The sequence below is a fragment of the Cupriavidus sp. DL-D2 genome, from assembly GCF_039710735.1.
In the GTDB taxonomy this organism is placed as follows: Bacteria; Pseudomonadota; Gammaproteobacteria; order Burkholderiales; family Burkholderiaceae; genus Cupriavidus.
The window spans coordinates 1-20,410 of the sequence record NZ_JBDKXK010000093.1; the positions used below are offsets into that span (position 1 = coordinate 1).

At 65.9% G+C, this 20,410-nt stretch carries 18 protein-coding genes; 3 read left to right on the plus strand and 15 right to left on the minus strand.

Going from position 1 to position 20,410, the window contains the following annotated elements; translation table 11 throughout:
• Nucleotides 1-61: 61 nt before the first annotated feature.
• The 4 genes from ABDB81_RS28850 to ABDB81_RS28865 all read right to left on the minus strand — a co-directional run bounded on the left by ABDB81_RS28850 (nt 62) and on the right by ABDB81_RS28865 (nt 3,605).
• On the minus strand, nt 62-1,039 hold the full coding sequence (locus ABDB81_RS28850) for a tripartite tricarboxylate transporter substrate binding protein (RefSeq protein ID WP_137923500.1): 978 nt from the start codon (nt 1,037-1,039) through the stop codon (nt 62-64).
• A 98-nt stretch (nt 1,040-1,137) separates the two neighbouring features.
• A complete protein-coding gene (locus tag ABDB81_RS28855; RefSeq protein ID WP_137923499.1) occupies nt 1,138-1,896 on the minus strand; it encodes an SDR family oxidoreductase in 759 nt (252 codons plus the stop codon).
• 40 nt (nt 1,897-1,936) lie between these two features.
• Complete coding sequence (locus ABDB81_RS28860; RefSeq protein WP_346814236.1) at nt 1,937-2,623, minus strand: fumarylacetoacetate hydrolase family protein; 687 nt, start codon at nt 2,621-2,623, stop codon at nt 1,937-1,939.
• A 28-nt stretch (nt 2,624-2,651) separates the two neighbouring features.
• Nucleotides 2,652-3,605, minus strand: coding sequence for a 2-hydroxyacid dehydrogenase (locus ABDB81_RS28865; RefSeq protein ID WP_160473611.1), 954 nt, complete (start codon nt 3,603-3,605; stop codon nt 2,652-2,654).
• A gap of 117 nt (nt 3,606-3,722) precedes the next feature.
• Here ABDB81_RS28865 and ABDB81_RS28870 point away from each other — a divergent pair, with 117 nt between their 5' ends.
• Nucleotides 3,723-4,862: a citrate synthase family protein gene (locus tag ABDB81_RS28870; protein WP_346814237.1), complete on the plus strand. Its 1,140-nt coding sequence runs from the start codon at nt 3,723-3,725 to the stop codon at nt 4,860-4,862.
• A gap of 73 nt (nt 4,863-4,935) precedes the next feature.
• Here ABDB81_RS28870 and ABDB81_RS28875 read toward each other — a convergent pair whose 3' ends face one another.
• The 9 genes from ABDB81_RS28875 to ABDB81_RS28915 form a co-directional block, all read right to left on the minus strand.
• A complete protein-coding gene (locus ABDB81_RS28875; RefSeq protein ID WP_346814238.1) occupies nt 4,936-7,443 on the minus strand; it encodes a TonB-dependent siderophore receptor in 2,508 nt (835 codons plus the stop codon).
• A 123-nt stretch (nt 7,444-7,566) separates the two neighbouring features.
• Nucleotides 7,567-8,559 (minus strand): FecR domain-containing protein, encoded by a 993-nt coding sequence (locus ABDB81_RS28880; RefSeq protein WP_346814239.1) that lies wholly within the window; start codon nt 8,557-8,559, stop codon nt 7,567-7,569.
• A gap of 4 nt (nt 8,560-8,563) precedes the next feature.
• Nucleotides 8,564-9,082 (minus strand): sigma-70 family RNA polymerase sigma factor, encoded by a 519-nt coding sequence (locus ABDB81_RS28885; RefSeq protein WP_160473615.1) that lies wholly within the window; start codon nt 9,080-9,082, stop codon nt 8,564-8,566.
• 139 nt (nt 9,083-9,221) lie between these two features.
• Nucleotides 9,222-10,607 (minus strand): efflux transporter outer membrane subunit, encoded by a 1,386-nt coding sequence (locus ABDB81_RS28890; protein WP_346814240.1) that lies wholly within the window; start codon nt 10,605-10,607, stop codon nt 9,222-9,224.
• A 6-nt stretch (nt 10,608-10,613) separates the two neighbouring features.
• Complete coding sequence (locus ABDB81_RS28895) at nt 10,614-12,605, minus strand: MacB family efflux pump subunit (RefSeq protein WP_346814241.1); 1,992 nt, start codon at nt 12,603-12,605, stop codon at nt 10,614-10,616.
• Nucleotides 12,602-13,792 carry an efflux RND transporter periplasmic adaptor subunit gene (locus ABDB81_RS28900; protein ID WP_346814242.1) on the minus strand — a complete coding sequence of 397 codons (1,191 nt, stop codon included), beginning with the start codon at nt 13,790-13,792 and terminating at the stop codon, nt 12,602-12,604. Before ABDB81_RS28900 ends, ABDB81_RS28895 begins: the two co-directional genes overlap by 4 nt.
• Nucleotides 13,793-13,854: 62 nt before the next feature.
• Nucleotides 13,855-14,202 carry a DUF3325 domain-containing protein gene (locus ABDB81_RS28905; protein WP_160473617.1) on the minus strand — a complete coding sequence of 116 codons (348 nt, stop codon included), beginning with the start codon at nt 14,200-14,202 and terminating at the stop codon, nt 13,855-13,857.
• A complete protein-coding gene (locus ABDB81_RS28910) occupies nt 14,199-15,806 on the minus strand; it encodes a PepSY-associated TM helix domain-containing protein (RefSeq protein ID WP_346814243.1) in 1,608 nt (535 codons plus the stop codon). The genes ABDB81_RS28905 and ABDB81_RS28910 overlap by 4 nt, the downstream gene beginning before the upstream one ends.
• Complete coding sequence (locus ABDB81_RS28915; RefSeq protein ID WP_346814244.1) at nt 15,803-16,090, minus strand: hypothetical protein; 288 nt, start codon at nt 16,088-16,090, stop codon at nt 15,803-15,805. Before ABDB81_RS28915 ends, ABDB81_RS28910 begins: the two co-directional genes overlap by 4 nt.
• Nucleotides 16,091-16,292: 202 nt before the next feature.
• Between ABDB81_RS28915 and ABDB81_RS28920 the strand changes: the two genes are divergently transcribed.
• Entirely contained in the window at nt 16,293-17,000 is a 708-nt protein-coding gene (locus tag ABDB81_RS28920; protein ID WP_160473619.1) for a response regulator, read from the plus strand.
• Nucleotides 16,997-18,373 (plus strand): ATP-binding protein, encoded by a 1,377-nt coding sequence (locus ABDB81_RS28925; protein WP_346814245.1) that lies wholly within the window; start codon nt 16,997-16,999, stop codon nt 18,371-18,373. Before ABDB81_RS28920 ends, ABDB81_RS28925 begins: the two co-directional genes overlap by 4 nt.
• A gap of 39 nt (nt 18,374-18,412) precedes the next feature.
• Here ABDB81_RS28925 and ABDB81_RS28930 read toward each other — a convergent pair whose 3' ends face one another.
• Together ABDB81_RS28930 and ABDB81_RS28935 are read right to left on the minus strand one after the other, a co-directional pair.
• On the minus strand, nt 18,413-19,402 hold the full coding sequence (locus ABDB81_RS28930) for a tripartite tricarboxylate transporter substrate binding protein (protein WP_346814246.1): 990 nt from the start codon (nt 19,400-19,402) through the stop codon (nt 18,413-18,415).
• 20 nt (nt 19,403-19,422) lie between these two features.
• Nucleotides 19,423-20,400, minus strand: a complete 978-nt coding sequence (locus ABDB81_RS28935) for a tripartite tricarboxylate transporter substrate binding protein (RefSeq protein ID WP_346814247.1) — start codon at nt 20,398-20,400, stop codon at nt 19,423-19,425.
• Nucleotides 20,401-20,410 lie beyond the last annotated feature (10 nt).

A 20,410-nucleotide genomic window follows, 5' to 3' on the forward strand; every position in this document is an offset into this window, starting at 1 on the left:
AACCTATCGAGGTGTCTGAAAAAACTTGACCAGTACAGAGCAAACAATCGGAGTACGAATATCACTCCGGCTGAATATTCGCCTCCTTCACAACCTTCCCCCACTTGTTCAGGTCCGATTGAATCAGCGCTGCGTACTGCTGCGGCGTGCCGCCCTGTACCTCGATCCCGGCAGACTCCAGCTTCGCGCGGACTTCAGGCAGCTTCAGCGCCGCATTGATCTCGGTGTTCAGCTTCGCGACGATGTCCTTCGGTGTACCGGCCGGTGCGAGGAAGCCGCCGTTGGTGTTGGCATCGTAGCCCTTGAGACCCTGCTCTTCGGCGGTCGGAACGTTCGGCAGCGTCTTGGAACGATTGCGCGTGGAAACGGCCACGGCGCGTACGTGTCCGGCGCGTACCTGTTCCTGGATGGCGCTGATGGTGTCGATGTAGAGCACGGTGCGCCCCGCGATCAGGTCGGGATGCGCGGCGGACGAACCCTTGTACGGCACCAGCAGCGTGGGCGCGCCGCTGACCATGTGGAACATCTCGGCGGCCATTTCCTGTGCGCTGCCACGGCCCGACGTGGCGACCTTGGCCTCATTTGGATTGGCCTTCATCCACGTGACCAGTTCGGGCAGCGTCTTGGCGGGCAGCTTGTTGTAGACCGCGAACACGAGCGGAATCTCGTGCGTGTAGACAATCGGCTCGAAGCTCTTCTGCGGGTCCCAGCCCAGATTCTTGAACAGGAACTTGTTGATGTTGTGGCTGCCGCCGACGATGCCGATGGTGTACCCATCGGGCTTGGCATTGGCGAGCAGTGCAGTGCCCAGGTTGTTCGATGCGCCGGGGCGGTTATCCACCACGAACGGCTGGCCCATTTTCGTCGTCAGCTTCTCGGCTACCACGCGCGCAACGAGGTCGATGCCGCCGCCTGCCGGTGCGGGCACGATGATCGTGACGGGGCGGGTGGGATAGCTGCCTTGTGCTGACGCGATGCCAGCGGCCATGCACAGTGCGGCGGGCAGGGCCAGGGTCTTGATGAGGGGAAGGATTCGCATGGTTGTCTCCGATTGCGTACTGGTGTTCTGGTCAACTTGTGTCAACTCTGGTCTGCGCATCGGGCTCACCCGATGCGCATGAATAGGGGTGCGGTGCGTCAGCCGCGTCCGACGTAAGGCATGTGGCTCGCCATGACGGTCATGGTCAGCACATTGGCATCGAGCGGCAGCGATGCCATGTGGCGCACGGCGTTTGCGACATGGCGTGCATCCATCATCGGTTCCGGTGCTGTCGTGCCATTGGCTTGCAGCACACCGCGCGTCATGCGCTCGGACAACTCCGTCAATGCGTTGCCGATGTCGATCTGGCTGGCGACGATGTTGAACGCGCGGCCATCGAGCGCCAGCGCCTTGGTGATGCCGCTCACGGCGTGCTTGCTTGCGGTGTAGGGTGACGTGAACGGACGCGGCACATGGGCCGAGATCGATCCGTTGTTGATGATGCGGCCACCTTGTGGCGATTGCCGGCGCATCAGGCCGAACGCGGCGCGTGCGCACAGGAAGACGCCGGTGACGTTGGTGTCGATGACGCTGAACCATTTTTCCAGCGGCAGTTCGTCGATGGGCACGGCGGGTGCGTTGACACCGGCGTTGTTGAACACCATGTCGAGCCGTCCGAATTCGCGTTCGATGGTGTCGAACAGTGCCTGCACGCTCTCGGGATTCGTGACATCGGCGGGCACAGCCATAGCGGTCTGGCCGCGCGTGGCGGCATCGGCCACCAGTGCCTGCAGCGGTTCCGCGCGACGGCCCGCCAATACCACGGTCCATCCATCGTCGAGCAGGGCCAGCGCGGTGAGCTTGCCAACGCCGCTTCCGGCGCCGGTAACGAGTGCGATCTTGCGAGGGGTGTTCAAGGGTGTCTCCTGTATTTGTTCTGGATGTTCTGCAAGGTTGTCAGTGGCCCACCGTCATCGACAGGTCGCCGATACCTGCCACGCAGGCGGTGATCACGTCGCCGGGTTCCAGCGCGGCCACGCCCGATGGCGTACCCGTGAAGATCAGATCGCCGGGCATCAACGTCACGGAGCGCGACAGCATCGCCACGAGTTCGGGTATCGGGAACAGCAGTCCCGATACATCGCCGCGCTGACGCTCCACGCCATTGACCGCGAGCCGGATCGTCCGCTCGCGCGGATGGCCGCAGACGGCGGCAGGCACGATGGGGGTGCAGGGCGCCGAAGCATCGAATGCCTTCGAAGGCTCCCATGGGCCGCCAACTTGCTTGGCTTCGAGCTGCAGGTCGCGCCGCGTCATGTCGAGCCCCACGGCGTAGCCCCAGATATGGCGGGCTTCCACCTGCGAAGGATCGATGTCGCGTCCGCCCTCGCCAATCGCGACGACAAGTTCCACCTCGTGGCAGAACGATGTCGTCTCGGGCGGATAGGGCAGCGTGCCTTGCGCGGGCACGATGGCCGTGGCCGGTTTCATGAACCACGCAGGCATTGCCGTGGGTGCGGGTTCGTCGGGCTGCCAGCGGTAGTTGCGGCCGATGCAAAAGACGCGCGCCAGCGGAAAGCGCGCAGTGCTATCGGCCACGGGAAGCCAGGGCTGTGCGGCGGGCGGAAACACGAAGTCGGTCATGTTGATGTGTGCCGTGCGCGTCAACGTATCAAGTGGTCAGGCTCATGGCCGGACGCTCGCCCGCAAGCGCCTGCGCCACGCTGTCGAGCACCATCTGCGCCATGGCGCCGCGTGTTTCCCACGTGGCGCTGGCGCGGTGCGCCTGCAGCGTGGTGCGGTCGGAGTCGCGCAGCGTCTGCGGTACGCGCGGTTCGTCCACGAACACATCGAGACCGGCACCGGCGATGCGGCCACCTTCGATGGCTGCCACCAGATCGGTTTCATTGACCAGTCGTCCACGTGCCACGTTGACGAGGAAGCCTTGCGGACCCAGTGCATCGAGCACGGCGGCATCGACGATGCCTTCGGCCTTGTCGGCGGCAGCGCATAGTACGAGTGCGTCGCTGGCACGCGCCAGCTCGCGCAGGTCGGCCACGAATTCGTACGAGAGATCGTCCATGCGACGCAGGTCGGTGTAGCGGATCGGGCAGCCGAACGCCGCAGCCCGAGTGGCGACGGCACGGCCCACACGGCCCATGCCGACGATGCCGATGTTCATGCCGCTGAAGCGGCGCGCCAACGGAATCGCGCTCGGCTGAGGATGCAGTTCCCACTGACCGTCGCGCACGAATCGATCGCCCGCTGCGATGTTGCGGCACGCGGCAATCAGCAGGCCGATGGCCAGATCGGCCACGTCCTCGGTCAGCGCGCCCAATGTGGCAGTCACCGGCAGACCGCGCTCGCGGCAGTACGCCAGGTCCACCGCATCGGTGCCCACGCCGTTGACCGCCACCACCTTCAGGGCAGGCAATTGTTCGAGCATGGCCCGCTGGATACCCGTATGGCCGCCCGTGATCACGGCTTCGACGGCGCTGCCATGCTCGCGCAGCCACGCTGCCTGATCGGCGATCTCGAAAAACTTGTGGACGGTATAGCGCGCGGCCAGTTGTTCGTTGGCGGCCGGGATGAGGATGGGATTGAGCTGCAGTACCTGGGGCTTCATGTCTCTCTCTTTCGAAATCGTGGCGTGTTGCACGTTGAAGACATAGTAGTGATGACTTGATTTATGACGCAATATTGATCTATAAAATCAACATAACTTTTTTTGGCGAGTGATGGGATGAGTTCCTGGATTTCGATGGATGAGGTATGCAGCCGCCTGGGTGTGCGCCCGCAGACAATCTATGCGTATGTGAGTCGCGGCAAGCTCGAAGTGATGTCCGATCCATCTGATTCCCGCCGCAGCCTGTATCGTGCGGAGGATGTGGCGGGGCTCGCCAGGCGCAAGCAGGCGGGCCGCAAGCACGAGACGCTGGCAACCAATACGCTGTTCGGCGCGGAGCCGAGCATTCCCACCTCGATATCGACCTTCCTGCGTGAGCGGCTCTACTACCGGGGGCAGGATGCGGTGGCGCTGGCAAAGACGGCCAGCGTGGAAGAGGCGGCGCAACTGTTGTGGAGCGCGGGGCAGCCCGTGGATTTCTCGTGCGCGGATCGCGTCACTACGCCGGGACGCGTCGCTGCGTTCACGATGCTCGCGGGCCTCGCCGCGACGGGACATTCGACCCATGGCCGCATGACGCGGGTGCTGCATCAGGAGGCGCAGGGTCTGGTGGGGAAGATCGCCAATGCATTCGGCGCGGCAAAAGGCGCGCAATCGCTGCATCTGCGATTCGCGCAAGGCTGGAAACAGCCGGCTCATGTGGCGGAGTTGTTGCGCACGGCTATGGTGTTACTCGTCGATCATGAATTGACGAGTTCGGCGTTCGCGTCGCGCATCGCGGCGTCTACGGGCGCATCGCTGCCTGCGTGCCTGTTGTCGGGCATGACCACGCTGTCGGGTCCGCTGCACGGCGATGCCTCAGGACGGGTCAAGGCATTGTTCGACGAGGTGGAGCGGCAGGGCGAGGATCATGTCATCGCCCATCATTTGTCGACCGGCGTGCCATTGGCCGGCTTCGGTCATCATCTGTATCCGGATGGCGATCCACGCGCCACGGCGCTACTGGCGATGATCGATTTGCCCGAAAACATCGCGCGCTTTATCGAGAAAGCCAGCGGTCTGACGGGCTTGCAGCCCAATATCGACGTGGCACTGGCGGCGCTGGTCACGCATTACGGATTGCCCGACGATGCAGCGTTTGCACTGTTCGCCACCGCGCGCAGCGTGGGGTTGCTGGCGCATAGCCTGGAACAGTTGGGCGTGGGGCAGGTGATACGGCCACGAGGGCGGTATGTGGGGGTGATGCCGGAGCGGTGAATGAGTAATGCGAGGAGGGGGTTTCTCCCCTCTCCCGCAAGCGGGAGAGGGGAGAAACCGGCGATGTTGCCGATCAATACTTCGCCACAACCCCCAGCCTGAAACTACGCGGCGCACCATAAAACGCCGAGCCGGTGCTGGTGTAGTAGTTCTTGTCGAACAGGTTGTACAGGTTCAGCGTGACGGCCACCTTCTTGGTGATCGGATAGCGTGCCATCAGGTCGACGATCGAGTAGCTGCCTTGCGTGAAGCGCACCTTCTGCGGGCCCTGGTTGTTGGCGTAGATGCTGCTCTGCCAGCGCAGGCCGCCGCCCACCGTCAGGCCGTTGCCGATGGCGGCGATGCGGTAGGTGGTGAACAGCTTGAACGAGTCTTGCGGAATCGTGGTGTTCAGCGGTGCGCCGTCGCGGTCTGACGAGATGTTGCGCGTGAAGCCGGCGGACGCTTGCCAGTTGGTGGCGAGGCGGCCCGACAGTTCCAACTCATAGCCCTTGGTCTTGGCGCCCGATGCCCCGTAATAGGCTTGCGAGCCGTCCGGTGCCAGCACGCCCGGCAATGCCACGGCCAGGTTGTCCTGCTTGACCAGGTACGCGGCGGCGCTGGCGTTCAGTGCGCCGTCGAAGAAGCTGGCCTTCGTGCCGACTTCGTAGCCATTGCCGACGAGCGGATCGAGGAAGCCGCCGTTGACGTCGCGGTTCGACTGCGGCTTGAAGATGCTCGTGTAGCTGGCGTAGGCGGAGAAGTTCTTGTTGAAGTCGTAGACGATACCTACGTACGGCGTGATCTTGCCGCGCTCGGAGCGGTTGCTGTTTTCCGACGGCGAGCCGTCGAGGTACGACTGGGTCGTATCGTTCTTCCACGAAGTGATCCGCGTACCCAGCAGCACCGACAGCGAATCGGTCGGACGCAGACGCGCCGTGGCGTAGGCGCTGGCCGTCTGTTCGAAGAAGTCATAGGTGCCCTGGCGCGGGTTGTACGGAGCGGCCGGGTCCGTGCCATTCCACGTATAGATGTTCGGTACCGCGCTGCTCCAGTCATCGAAGAACCACGCGCCGAAGGTCGGCGCAGCAAACACGGTACGCGCCAGCGTCGTCCCCACCACCAGTTCATGCGTGCGGCCGAACAACTGGAACGGACCCGTGGCGTAGAGGTCGAGCGAGGTCTGCTCGGGTTTGCCCATCCAGCGCGACGCCCACAGGTTGACACCGGAGCCCGTGGCGCGGTCCGGATAGCCGCCGGCTGCGTAGCCGAGCACTTCGTCAAAGGTGTTGCGGTCGTGGCTCAGCGTGCCCTTGATGCGCCAGCCATTCGTGAAGCGATGTTCGAGCGAGCCGAAGAACGTCTGGTTCGAGCGGTACGAGTAAGCCCAGTCCGCAGCAGCCGATTTGGAGCGTGCCCAGTTGGTCGTGCCGCCATCGGCAAAGAACAGCGGCAGTCCGGAGCGTGCGTGGCCGGTCAGGTCGAAGCTCTGCCAGGAGAAGCCCACTGTGGCCAGCGTGCGCGGTGTCAGGTCGGCTTCCACTACGCCATAGAAAATTTCGCGACGTTCGTGCAGGCGCTCGATATAGCTGTTGTTCTCCTGATACGCGGCAACAAATCGGCCGCGTACGGAGCCGGACTTGTTCAGCGGCGTGGAGACGTCGGCCTCGGCGCGGCGGTAGTCCCATGATCCGCCTTCCACCGAAGCGGATGCCTCGAATGTCGACGTCGGCTTCTTGCGTACGAGGTTGATGGTAGCGGCGGGCGAGCCCAGGCCGTTCATCAGGCCCGTGGCGCCGCGCACCACTTCCACGTGATCGTAGATGGCCATGTCGGCCGACTGGAACAGCGAGTTGTAGTTGCTGTTCAGTTGCGGCACGCCATCGATCTGATAGTTCTCGACGGCAAAGCCGCGTGAATAAATGGCGCTCGAATCCGAACCCAGGTTGCCGCTCTGGTTGATGGTCAGGCCGGGCGTTTGCGCGACCACATCGGCCAGTTGCGTGAGGCCCTGGTCCTGCATCTGCTGGCTGGTGATGATGCTGATGGACTGCGGCGTTTCGCGCGGCGAGAGACCGAGCCGCGTAGCGGTGCTGGAATAGTCGCTGGTGTAGGAGCCGGTGCCCTCGGTCACGCCGTCACGTAATCCCGCCGCGCTGACCGTCACGGGCGCGAGCATCACGCCACCTTCGCCGGACCCCGCACCCGCACTGGCATCCACGGCACCGCTTGCGGCTTCCGTGCGGCGCAGGCGATAGCCGCCGCTGGCGCCATGCACGGCTTCCAGTCGATGTCCAGCCAGCAACGCGGACAAACCGGCATCGACGGAATAGCTGCCCTGCAGCCCGCCGCTTTGCAGGCCCTGCGTGAGCGCGGGATCGACAGCGATTAGGATGCCGGCTTCCCGGCCGAAGCGTGTCAGCGTCTTGTCCAGCGGACCCGCCTCGATGGCGTACGAACGGGCGCTCGGCTGGGCGTCCTGGGCCATTGCCACGGCGGGCAGGAGCGCCGCGCCGCCAACGGGCATGGCCAGCAATGCCGCCTGCAAGGCGCGCACGATCGGCTTGCGGGCAAATCCGTGGCCGGGAAGTCGATGAAGCATGGTGCAGTGTTCCTCTGTGTTTGGGTGTCGGCGACCTGCGTGGCTCCGCAGAGATGTCGCTATGTACTTGACCCGCGAATCGAAGAAACCTGCCGAAGAAAATGAAAAATTCTTGAACGCCGCCTAGCGCGGCAGCACCGTGACCCAATACCGCGTCACCGAACGCGTGCGCACGGGCAACGCTTCCTGCAGCAGCGCGAGCACTGCGTCGGTATCTTGCAGCGGAAACGCACCCGATACCGTGAGGTCGGACAGCGCGGGATCGCAGCGCAAGATGCCACGGCGATAGCGTCCCAGTTCGGCGATAAAGCGCGGCAATGGCATGTCGCTGGCGACGATCATGTCGTCGAGCCATGCGGCGTTGGCGGGATCGAACGCTGCCGGAGGCTCCACGGCAGTCGCCGTGAAGCGCGTCTGCTGACCGGCTGGCAGGCGCAGTGTGGTGCCGCCGAGTTTGGGCGATATGGCTACCGCACCTTCGGTCACGGCCACCAGCACGGGATTGTCGTGCGACTGGCCCGCGTCCTGGTTGACATCGCGCACCGTGAAGCGCGTGCCAAGCGGCGCGATGCGGCCGAGCCGGGTGGCCACTTCGAACGGACGCCCACGCGGATCGGGCGCAGTGACGATTTCGATTTCGCCCTCGCGCAGCACGAGCTGGCGTTGTGTGGCGCTGAAGCGGACATCGATTGCGGTTGCCGTATTCAGCGTGACGCGTGTGCCATCGGCCAGGGTGACGGTGCGCTGCTCTCCGGCGCGCGTGGCGTGATCGGCCATCATCTGCCCGAACGGCAGCGGGTCTGCCACCACCCATGCACCGGCGCCCGTCAACGTCAGCGCGCCGAGTCCGGCCAACGCTTTCATGGCCTGACGGCGCGAGGCCTGGTTCTTGACGGAGCCCAGTGTCTGGCGCGCCATTGCGGGCGGGACGTGCCGGAGCCCGCTGCGAAGCTGTTCTCCCATCCCCGACATGCGTTGCCAGGCAAGTTCGTGCGACGGATCGGCTTCGCGCCAGCGCGCGCAAGCCGCTTCATCGTCAGCGGAGGCTTCGCCCGATTGCAGCACGGCCATCCAGTGCGCGGCCTGGGCGATAACGGTGGGGGCGGGTGCGTTCATCCGCTCAGCCGTACACCGCGTGATAGCAGTGTTCGAATGCCTTGCCCATCGCCTTCTGCACCACGTTGACCGTGACGTCGAGCACTTCGGCAATTTCGCGATAGGTCATGCCATCGAGTTGCGACATCAGGAAGGCGTCGCGCGTGCGCGCCGGCAACTGGTCGAGCACGCAACTCACGGCGGTCAGCGCTTCGAGGACCAGCGCACGGGTCTCGGGGGATGGGGCAGTGGCTTCCGGTTGCAGCGCCAGCGCATCCAGGTAGGCACGTTCGAGCGCGAGCCGCCGGAAATGATGGGCGGCCAGGCGGCTCGATACGGTAGTCAGATAGGCGCGCGGTTCGCGCAGTGCCGAGGCATCGTTCGCGAGCAGCAGACGCGCGAAGGTGTCCTGCGCGAGATCTGCCGCATTGTCCACATTGCCGAGCTTGCGCCAGAGCATGTTCACCAGCCAGCTGTGGTGATTGCGGTAGATCGATGTGAAAGCATGCCCCGCGGATGCGGCGCTGAGGTCAGCCAAGGCCATGGCGCACGTAACGATACCGGCGTCAGGCGCCTGTCGTAATTGAGAATTATTTGCATTCTAATTCCATCGTTCCGAAGCCACAAGCGCCGTGCAGCCGGTGTCGTAAGCAGGTGACAGACGCCATGTTTGTCTTGTTGCTTCAGACCGGACGCTGCCATCCGCCGCCAAGTGCCTTGTACAGCAGCACGGATGCCTGCAGCGCGGACAGACGCAACGTTGCAGCGGCATCCTCGGCATCGTGCAGCGTGCGCTGGGAGTCGAGCAGCGTCAGCAAGGTTTCGGCTCCGGCACGATATCGATGCTCGGCCAGCACGAACGCGCGCTGTGCCTGCCTCAGTTCCTCGTCCTGCTTCTCGCGCTGTGCGGCGACCCCGTCGATCGTATTGAGCGCCAGTTCCACGTCGGCCGTGGCGGCGACGATGGCACCCCGGTAATCGGCGAGCAGTTCCTCGCGGCGAGCTTCGGCCCGATCCTTGCCCGCCGACAGCCGGCCGGCGTTGAAGATCGGCGCGAGCAGGCCAGCGGCGAGAGCGTAGGCCGGCTGGTCGAACATCATGCGCGGACGATCCGCAGAACCGGACGCGCTGGCCGTCAATGTCAGGCGCGGCAACATCAGCGCACGGGCCACGGCGATATCGGCCTGCGCCGAGGCCAGCCGTGCTTCGGCAGCCGCCAGGTCGGGACGGCGAGCCATCAAGGTGACCGGCAGGTCCGGCGAGACGAGCGGCGCGCGCAGACCATTCAGCGATGCGGTTTGCATCTCGATCTGTGTGACGGGACGGCCCAGCAGCGTGGCCAGTGCCACGAGGCTGTCGTTGGCGCGCTGCCGCAACAGCGCTTCCGAACGCGCCTGACGCGCCACGAAGCCACGCTGCTGCGCGAGTTCGAGCAACGTGGCTTGTCCCGCAGCGCGGCGCGCTTCGACGATACCGAGCACACGCTGCGCGTTTTCCGTCAGACGCTGGGCGATCACCACGCGTTCGCGCAGGCTCGCGGTTTGCAGCCATGCCAGTGCCACTTCACTGGTCAGCGCCAGATGCGTGGCGTCGCGGTCGAAGCCGCTGGCACGCCATGTTTCCAGCGCGGCAGTGCGACCCGCGCGCACGCCGCCCCAGAGATCCACTTCATAGCTGGCCGCCAGCCCCAGCCGGAAATCATTGGACGTGGTGCCCACGGCATCGGAGCGATAGTAGTTGCGACCCGCGCTGGCCTCGGCATTGAGTTCCGGCCAGAGCGGCGCGGCAGCGATGACCACGCCCGCGCGTGCCTGTCGCAGGCGCGCTTCGGCGGCGGCGAGTCCGGGATTATCGGCCAGGGCCTGCTGCACAAAGCCATCGAGTTCAGGGCTGCCGAGCGATTGCCACCACGCGGCGCTGAGTGCATCGCGTCCGCCTGCCGCACCAAAGCGCCAGGCGTCAGGCAGGGTGACGGGTAGCGGAGCAGGATCGGCAGCCTGCGTGGCACAGCCCGATACTGCCGAGAGGAGCGCGGCCATTGCCGCCGTCTTGCGCAGGAACATCATCATCAATCTTCAATCGCTGTTGAGTGCCTGCACGGGGTCCAACCGTGCGGCATTGCGGGCCGGCATGTAGCCAAACAGGAGTCCCGTGGCCACGGCGCAGCTGAACGCGCCGAGGATGGCCGTCAGGGAAAGGATGGCCGGAATGCCCGCCAGTCGTAGCGCGATGCCGACCAGTGTGCCGCCCACCACGCCGACCACGCCACCGATGACGGAGACCACCACGGCCTCGGTCATGAACTGGCGCAGGATGTCGCGCTGGCGCGCACCGGTGGCCATGCGGATGCCAATCTCGCGCGTGCGTTCGCGCACCGTCATCAGCATCACGTTCATGACGCCGATGCCGCCAACGAGCAGCGAGATCGCGGCGATCAGTCCGAGCATCATCGTCATCGTGCGTTCGGTCTCCGCGCTGGCGCGGATCGATTCCGCACGGTTGTAGACGCGCACATCGCGCTGGCCGCGCTGCACGGCCATGGCGTCGATGATCGCGTCTTCGGTCTGCTTGGCAAGCTGGAGCTTGCGAATGGCCACGGCCACCCACGTGGGATATGGCGTGCCGAAGATGCGCGCGCTGGCCGTGGAATAGGGCACCACCACGCGGTCGTCCTCGTCGGCGTTGCCGGCCAGCGCGCCTTTCTCCTGCAGCACGCCAATGACCTGGAAGGGCACGCTGTCCAGCAGGATGGTCTGGCCTACCGGATCGGTACCGTCTTCGAAGAGCGCGGTGCGAACGCGCTTGCCGATGATTGCCACCTTGGCCAGCGTGCGTTCGTCTTCGTCATCGAAGAACACGCCTGCGGCCAGGGGCCAGTCAAGTGCGGCCTCGAACTGCGTGGTCACGCCGCCCACCTCGGTGCGATGGTCGATATTGCCGCGACGCGCGATGGCGAAGCCTTCGAGATACGGCATGGCGATATCGACATTCGGTATCTCGCGCATGGTCTCCACATCGGCCAGCGACAGTGGCCCGGTGCGGTCGCGGCTCGTGGCCGGTGTGGCCGCCACGTACATCTTGTTGGCGCCGAACACCGCCATTTTCTTCATGACCTGGAACTGCGAACCGCTACCCACCGCCAGCATCACGATCACGGACGCCACGCCGATGATGATGCCGAGCAGCGTCAGGCCCGTGCGGAACGGGTTGATCCATAGCACGCGCCACGCCGCGCGCAGGGCTTCGTGCAGGTCGCCTACCAACCCGGTAAAGCGCGTATCGGGATGGTTCGATGCGCCGAACAGCGGCGGCCATGCATCGGCCGCGCGTGCAGCGGTGTCGGCCACGGGCGCGGGGCCGGTGTCCGCGATGATCTCGCCGTCGCGGATTTCGATCACGCGGCGCGCCCGCGCGGCGATTTCGCGGTCGTGCGTGATCAGGATGACGGTGTGGCCGGCATCGGCCAACTCCACGAGCAACTGCATCACCTCGGCACTGCTGTGCGAGTCGAGTGCGCCCGTTGGCTCGTCGGCCAGGATGATGCGGCCGCCGTTCATCAGCGCGCGGGCAATCGACACCCGCTGTTGCTGTCCGCCAGATAACTGGCCTGGACGATGATCGAGCCGCTGTCCCAGCCCGAGCCGGGCGAGCAGCGCCGTGGCGCGGGCCTCGCGTTCGGATGCGGGCGTTCCTGCGTAGAGCGCGGGAATTTCCACGTTTTCGCGTGCGGATTCCGTCGCGATCAGGTGATAGCCCTGGAACACGAAGCCGAATGCCTCGCGCCGCAACCACGCAAGCTGGTCCGCGTCGAGTGCAGCCACATCGCGGCCAGCTACCTGATATGTGCCGGAAGAAGGACGGTCCAGCGCGCCGAGCAGATGCATCAGCGTGGACTTGCCCGAGCCGGAGCTGCCGACAATGGCGACGAACTCGCCGGCATGGATATCGAGCGACACGCCGCGCAGCACTTCGGTGGCCGGCGCGCCATCGTGCCCGCCATAGTGCTTGCGCAGGCCGCGCAGCGACAGCAGGGGCGTGGAATCGGTATCGGTCACAGATTCGGTCACAGGCGGAACCCCGGCATGTCGTCGTCGGGCTGGCGCTCGCGTACCACGACCTTGTCGCCTTCGCGCAGGCCATCAATGACCTGCCCGTTCAGGCGATCGCGCACGCCCACGCGCACGGTGCGCTCCTGTGTGCGTCCGCTGGCATCCATGACGCGCGCGGTGAAGGTGTCTTCCTTGCCGGTGACAGGACGCAGCGCCACCATCGGCGCCACGGGCACGTCGCGCGCCTCGTTGACGACGAACGATACCTGCGCAGTCATCTGCGGCATCAGCGCGTCGTCGGCATTGTCCACATCGAACAGGGCCGTGTAGAGCACCACCTTGCTGGCCGGCGTGGCGGGTTGCGAGGTCTGCGTGGAAGCGGCCGGTGTGGCGGTGAGCGGCGGGGCGGGCAACACTTGGCGCACCGTGCTTTCCCATTTGCGCGTGCTGGCGCCCAGCGTGTTGAATCGTGCGCGCATGCCGGGCCGCACGCGGCGCACATCGGCTTCGGACACTTCGGTCCAGACGGTCATCGTGGAAAGATCGGCCACGCGCAGCAGCGTGGGCGTCTGGTACGTGGCGTTGAGGGTCTGGCCGAGGCGCGCTTCCAGTGTGACCACCGTGCCCGACATCGGCGCGTAGATGCGCGTATAGCCCAGCCGCGCAATGTCGCCGTTCAGCGTGGATTGTGTCTGCTCGATCTGCGCGCGCAGGCGGTCGATGCGTGCGGCGGTGGCGCGCACGTTGGCCGTGGCGGTCTGCACGTCTTCCTCGCGTGTGGCGTCGTGGCTGGCCAGGCTGCGCTGGCGCGTGTCCTGCTGCGTGGCCAGCCAGTGCAGCGCCTGCTGCTCGGCGAGTTGTGCCTTGAGTCCTGCAAGCTCGGCGCGGCCTGCATCCACCGTGGCGCGCGGCACGCTGGGATCGATCTCGGCCAGCAACTGGCCTTTCTTGACCTGATCGCCCACCTTGACGTGCAGTTGCGTGATCTGGCCGGAGACCTGCGCGCCCACATCGACATAACTCAGCGGATGCAGCGTGCCGATGGCGGTGACGCTTTGCGTGACGGTGCCCTTGGCGATGGTGGCGGTGTCGTAGCTGGTGCGTTGGCCGTTCTGCCACCACGCGAGCGCGCCGGCCGCTGCCAGCAACAGTGCCGCGCCGAGGGCAAGGCGAACGGTCTTACGGGAAGTTCTGATGTTCTGCATGATGGGTAGCTCAGGCGGCAAATTCGGGCAGCAAGTTCGGGCAGCAAGTTCGGACAGGAAGTTCAGGCGGCAAGCAGCCATCCGCCACAGCCCAGCGCCGCGGCCACGGCGCCAGTAAGCGGAACCAGGCGCGGCGTCCACGTGAGTAGCGAGGTAGCGGCGAGCGCGCCGAGGGACACGCTGCTCACCCATACGATGATCCCGATGCTCAGGCCCCATCCCTGCACGCAGGGCACCAGCAGCGCGGCAAGACAGGCCCACGCGGCCAGACGCAGACCGCGCACGGTGGTGTCGGACGCAGGCTGCCCATATACGCGCTCGAAATGGCGGTCCATGGCCAGCGCGAAGCAGATCGTGCCGGCCACGGCGCCACCGAGTACGCTGACGATGTGAAGGGTATTGGCGCTCATCGGCGGCCTCCGGTGGCGAGACGAGGTGCGGATGCGCCCGTACCGAGGCGATGGCGCAGATACGTGGCGGTCCACAGCAGCGCTGCGCCGCATGCCAGCGCACCGAGTTCCACGCCCGCAGCGCGCCAGTCGCCGTGATAGAGATAGCGTCCGAGGTGCCACGGCGTGGTGATCGCGTTCAGTACGGGCAAGGCCACGCAGAGCAGGCCCGCGCCGCCTAGCTGGAGCCGCCACGCGCGCGCGGGCGACGTGACTGCTGCATGGAGCGCGGCGGCCAGCCAGATCGCGAAGAACGCGCCAATCTCCCACTCGTGACGTTCGTCGAGCGACACCGGCAACAGCCGGTTGGCCCAGAGAAAGCCGATGCACGCGATGCACAGGCTGGCCACGGCGGCCACGTTCAGGCGGTCGATGGCGTCGTAGACGCGTGCGCTGTGGCGGCCGAATTCTTCGAGTTTGCGATTGCGCCGCTTGACCGAGAACAGCAGCAGGCCGGTGGCCATCACGCCCGCACCCGCCAGGCCGCTCAGGAAGTAGAGCCAGTCCACCATCGTGCCGCCGAAGCGCGCCAGATGCAGCGATCGCAGTACGGAGCCGGCGATCAGCGGCGCTGGCGCGTCGCCGTTGCCCACCATCTCGTCGTCGAATTCGGCGGAGCGGAAGGCGCCGGTGGCGGCGTCGTAGTGATAGTGGCGCGCGGCGGCAAAGTCGATGCCGTCGTAGTGGTAGGGGCCGCTGAACTCCACTTCGGCGTTGGCATGGCCCGGGTGTGTGATGGACACGCGCTCGATGCTGTCGTTGCCCTGGCTGTCACGCGAGAGCCTGGCTTGCGCGTCCGCGAGCATCGCCGGCAGATTCGGCAGCGCACCAGTCCGCAAGCCCGCCGACTTGGTCGCAGCTTCGCGGAAATGCGCGCCGCCCATTTCGTCGAACAGGGCGCGCTGGTCGGTGTAGAACATGCGCACGCCGGCCGGCATGGTGTCTGGCCACCAGATGACCAGGCCCGTGTACGAGATCACAAACAGGAAGGGCAGCACCAGCACGCCCAGCGCGTTGTGCGCGTCTAGCCAGGAGCGCTGGCCCTTGCGCGGCCGGAATGTGAAGAAATCCGCAAAGAATCGCTTGTGCGTGACGATGCCGCTGACCAGTGCCACGAGCAGCGCCATCGTGAAGAAGGCGACGATCCAGACGCCCACCATGCCGCTGTGCAGCTCGTAGTGGAAGGTGATGAAGTGGCGTCCGCCTGCGGTATCCCGGGCGGGCGGCAACAGTGCGCCCGAGTCCGGGTCCATGCGGATCTCGGGGCCACGCTGGCCATCGTAGTGCAGGTGAACGGCGTAGTCCTCGTCGCCCGGCAACTCGATCTGCCAGTGCCCGGCATCGGCGGCGTTGAGTGCCAACAGGCGCTGGGCATTGGCCAGCGCGCGCGGGATATCGACGGCAGGGCGTGCCACCGTCTGGCGCTCGGGCTGCATCCAGTGCGTGATCGGTTCGTAGAACACGCTCAGGGCGCCGGTCAGGAATACGGCGAACAGCAGCCAGCCCATCCAGAGTCCGACCCACGTATGCAGCCACGCCATGCGCTGGCGGAAGCCGCCGGTCATGCCAGCCCCCGTGCGATCCAGGCCACGGCGGCAACAGCCAGCACCAATACCGATGGGGCCAGCACGCCGAACCAGGCGCCGCGCGTGGTGCGGGCGGCGAAGGCCCAGATCACCGCTGCGGTGTAGATGGCGTAGCTCGACAAGCTCGACGCCATCACGGCGCTGGCGCGAAGCTCGGGCATCAGCGCGCCGGAGGCGACAATGATCGACGAAGCCAGCAGATAGCCGCCGAATACAGCGGAAAATAGTCTGGAAATGACAGGAAACGCAGGGTTGGACGTCATCGCGGGAGTCAGGCGGCGCCCGTCGATATGACGGGTCTCACCTTACATGACCCGCGAGATGGCGAAACCTGCCAACCGTTCTTGAAAAAAGTGGTGCCCGGCGCGCTCGGTGCGGTGTTCCTTCATTCCAGATGCAGCGCGTCCGGGTAACATTCGCGCTGACATAGATATCGGGGCCAACGTCCGTATCGATCCCGCACCCATGAAAATCCTTATCGTTGAAGACGACCCCATGCTCGGCGACGGCCTCCAGCGCGGGCTGAAGCTGATCGGGCATGCCGTGGACTGGTTCCGCACGGGCGCGGAAGCGGACAGTGCCATGGCGGTGATGCACTACGACGCGGTGGTGCTGGACCTCGGCCTGCCGGACGACGATGGCGTGGCGCTGCTGACACGCTGGCGCCGCCAGGGGCGCCTGACGCCGGTGCTGGTGCTGACGGCGCGTGACGCCGTGGCGAGCCGCATCGGCGGGCTGGACGCCGGCGCTGACGACTACCTGATCAAGCCGGTGGCGCTCGACGAACTGGCGGCACGCTTACGCGCGGTGAGCCGTCGGACGGCAGGAATGCCCGAGCCGGTCTGGAGCCATGGTCCGCTCGAATATCATCCGGCCGCGCGGCTGGCGCTCTGGCACGGCAAGTCGGTGGACCTGACGAGCCGGGAGTCTGAACTGCTGGAAATCCTGCTGAGTCATCCGAATCGTGTGCTGACCCGGGATTTCCTGCGCGACAAGCTCTATGCGTGGGACAAAGGTACGGAGAGCAATACGCTCGAAGTGCATATCCATCATCTGCGCCGCAAGATCCATCCGGCCATCGTCCGCACGCTGCGCGGCGCAGGCTACACGCTGGGCGCGCCCGATACGCTTGACGCGCCGCCAGCGGACCTTGCCGAGGGAGGCAAGACATGACGCTGCAGCGCCGGCTGATACTGGCCGTGCTGGCGGCGGTGGCTTTTGCATGGCTGCTGACGAGCGCGCTGGTCTACCTGAGTGCCCACGAGGAAATCAACGAGTTGTACGACACCGCCATGGTGCGCATGGCCCAGCAGATGCAGGCGGTACTGCCGTTGATGAACGCCAACGCGAAATCGCCGCTGCCATCGAGCGGGCCGCAACCAGGCGATACGGATCTTGGCGATCTGGGCGACGCGGGGCTGGGCGACCTCGCCATTGCCGCATGGCGCCCGGGCGGCGAAGCCCTGCACATCGATCCCGATGGCGACCGGCTGCCCCGCATGCCCGCGATTCACGGTTTCACCAACATGACGATCGATGGCGCGAAGTGGCGCCTGTATTACCTCGACGATCCCGTTGCCGGCTGGCGGGTGTGCGTGGGGCAGATCGTGGCCGAGCGCAACGAGCTGGTGGTGTCCTATGTGCAGGCGCAGGCCCTGCCATGGCTGTTCGGTCTGCCGCTGCTGACCACGCTGCTGGTCTGGGCGATCCGGCGCATGTTGCGTCCCCTCCTGGCGCTCTCCCACGCCATTGCCGCACGCACGCCGGGCGATCCCACGCCGATGTCGCTGGAGGGTGCGCCCCCCGAATTGACGCCATTGGTCCGCGCGATGAACACGCTGCTGGAGCGGGTTTCCACGCTGCTCGAACATGAGCGCCGCCTGACCGCCGATGCCGCGCACGAGATGCGCACACCGCTGGCTGCGCTGAAGGCGCAGTGGGAGGTGGCGCGCCGCTCGCCCGATGCGGAAGAACGTGCACGCGCTGCGGTCAATGTGGAAGTCGGCATCGAGCGGCTGAGCCATCTGGTGTCGCAGTTGCTCACCATGAGCCGGCTGGAGGACGAGGAACCGCTGGCTGCGGGCGAAGCCGTGGATTGGCAGCAGATTTCGCAGCAGGTTTTCAGCGATTGCCTGCAGCTCTCCGACCGGCGCCATGTCGATATGGAAATCCTGTGGCCCGCGGATGGCGGCAAGCCGCTGGAAATCTGCGGCGATCCGGTGCTGCTGGGTACGATGCTGCGCAACCTGCTTGACAACGCGCTGCGCTACAGCCCGGCCGGGTCCGTGGTGACGCTGGCCTTCGGGACCGACCATATCGAGGTGGCGGACCACGGCCCGGGCGTGGCGCCCGAACATCTGGAGCGTCTCGGCAGCCGATTCTTCCGGGCTGCTGGCCAGCAAGAGCAGGGCAGCGGGCTGGGTATTTCGATTGCCCGGCGCGTGGCCTATCTGCATGGGCTGACTGTCGAACTGTCGAACCGGCCGGCTGCGGCGGGCACCGGGCTGGTGGTGCGCATACGCCGGCTACTCCCGGAAGCCACGTGACCGCTGTGCCTCCGGGCCGGTGGGTGCTCTCGGTTTCCGTCAGTCCGGCTTGATACCCGCGCGTGCCACGATCGGCTTCCAGCGCTGCTGCTCTGCGGCAATGAATCGGGCGAATTCCTCGGGTGTACTGCCCACCACCAGCGCCGCGTCGGCGCCCAGGCGCTCCACGGAAGACGGGCTCCTGACCGCCTTGATCGTGGCTTCGGCGAGCTTGGCGGCAGCCGGTTGCGGCAGCGTCGCGGGCGCCATCAGTCCATACCATTGCGTCATTTCAAAGCCGGGATACCCTTGCTCGGCCACGGTGGGCACGTCCGGCAGTTGCGGGATGCGCTGGGCCGTGCCCGTGGCGATGCATCGCACCTTGCCCGTCTTGATGAACTGGAGAATGGCCGGTGCACCGATGGCGGCGGCATCGAGCCGGCCCGAGAGCAGGTCGGTGATCTGCGGACCGCTGCCGCGATACGGCACGTGCGTGATAAACGTGCCCGTGGTTGCTTTCAGGTATTCGAACGCCAGGTGCCCGGCGCTGCCATTGCCCGCGGAGCCGTAGTTCAACTTGCCCGGCTTGCTCTTGGCGAGCGCGACGAACTCCTTGAGGCTTTTGGCCGGCACGTCCGGATGTACCACATACAGGCTTGGCACCTTCGACAGCAGCGAGATGGGCCGGAAATCCTTGACCGGGTCATAGGGCAGCTTCGGAAAAATGTACGGATTGACGGCGAGCGTGCCGATATGGCCGAGGATCAGCGTGTGGTTGTCGTCGGCGCGTGCGACTTCGCCCATGGCGATATTGCCTGCACCGCCCGGCTTGTTCTCGACGAACACGGACACGCCAAGCAGCTTGGTCAGTTCTGCGGCCGTGGAGCGCGCCACGATCTCTGAGCTGCCGCCCGGCGCGAACGGCACGACTAAGCGGATGGTCTTGGACGGCCACGCCTGCGCGCGGACCAGGGACGGGGCGAGGGCGCTGGCGCCAAAGGCGGCGAGCAGCGACAGCGCGTGCCGGCGATCGGACTGGAAATTGGACATGGTTGCTCTGCCAGGTTGTCTTACTCGGGTTTGACGTTGCCGTCCTTGATGACCTTCGCCCATTTCCGGGTCTGTGCGTCGATGAAACGCGCGGCTTCGGCCGGAGGCGCGGCCACCACCTCTCCGCCGAGTTCGGCGACACGCTGCTTGATTTCCGGGCTGCCCATGACCTTGTGGAGCGCATCCGAGAGCTTCGCCACCACGGCATCGGGCGTGGCGCTGGGCAGGAACGCGGCGTTCCATTCGTAGACTTCGTAGCCGGCCACGCCGGCCTCCTGCATGGTCGGCACGGACGGCAGCGCGCTGGTGCGCGTGTCGCTGGTCACCGCGAGCGGGCGCAGTTTCCCGGCCTTGATGTGTTGCAGGCTCGACGCCACGTTGGCAAAGAACAGCGGCACCTGGCCCGCGATCACGTCGGTCATCGCGGGACCGCCACCCTTGTACGGCACGTGTAGCAGATCCACGTTGGCGCGCTGCTCGAACAGCACGCCGGAAAGGTGCTGCGCCGATCCATTGCCCGACGATGCATACGCCACGGTGCCGGGTTTCTGCCGGGCCAGTGCGAGCACTTCCTTCACGCTGCTCGCGGGAAACGAGGGGTTGGCGACCAGCACGTTGGGATAGCGCGCGAGCACGCCTATCGCGCGGAATGCCTTGGCCGGATCGTAGGGCAGGCGCGGATAGAGGCTCGAAATCACCGCGTAGGACGAGGCATCGACCATCAGCGTGTAGCCGTCGGGCGCCGCCTTGGCCACGTAGGACGCGCCGATCTGACCGCCCGCGCCGGGCCGGTTTTCCACCACCACGGTCTGTCCCAACTCGCGTCCCAGTGCGGGGGCGATCAGGCGCGCCATCAGATCCGCGCCACCGCCGGGTGGGTAAGTCACCACGATGGTGATGGGGCGCGCTGGCCATGGTGCATCGGCGGCATGCAGCGGGGCCGCTGGCAGCGCCAGGCATGCGCCGCTGGCGAGCGCGAGGTGGGTGAAGTAACGCATGGTGTCTCCG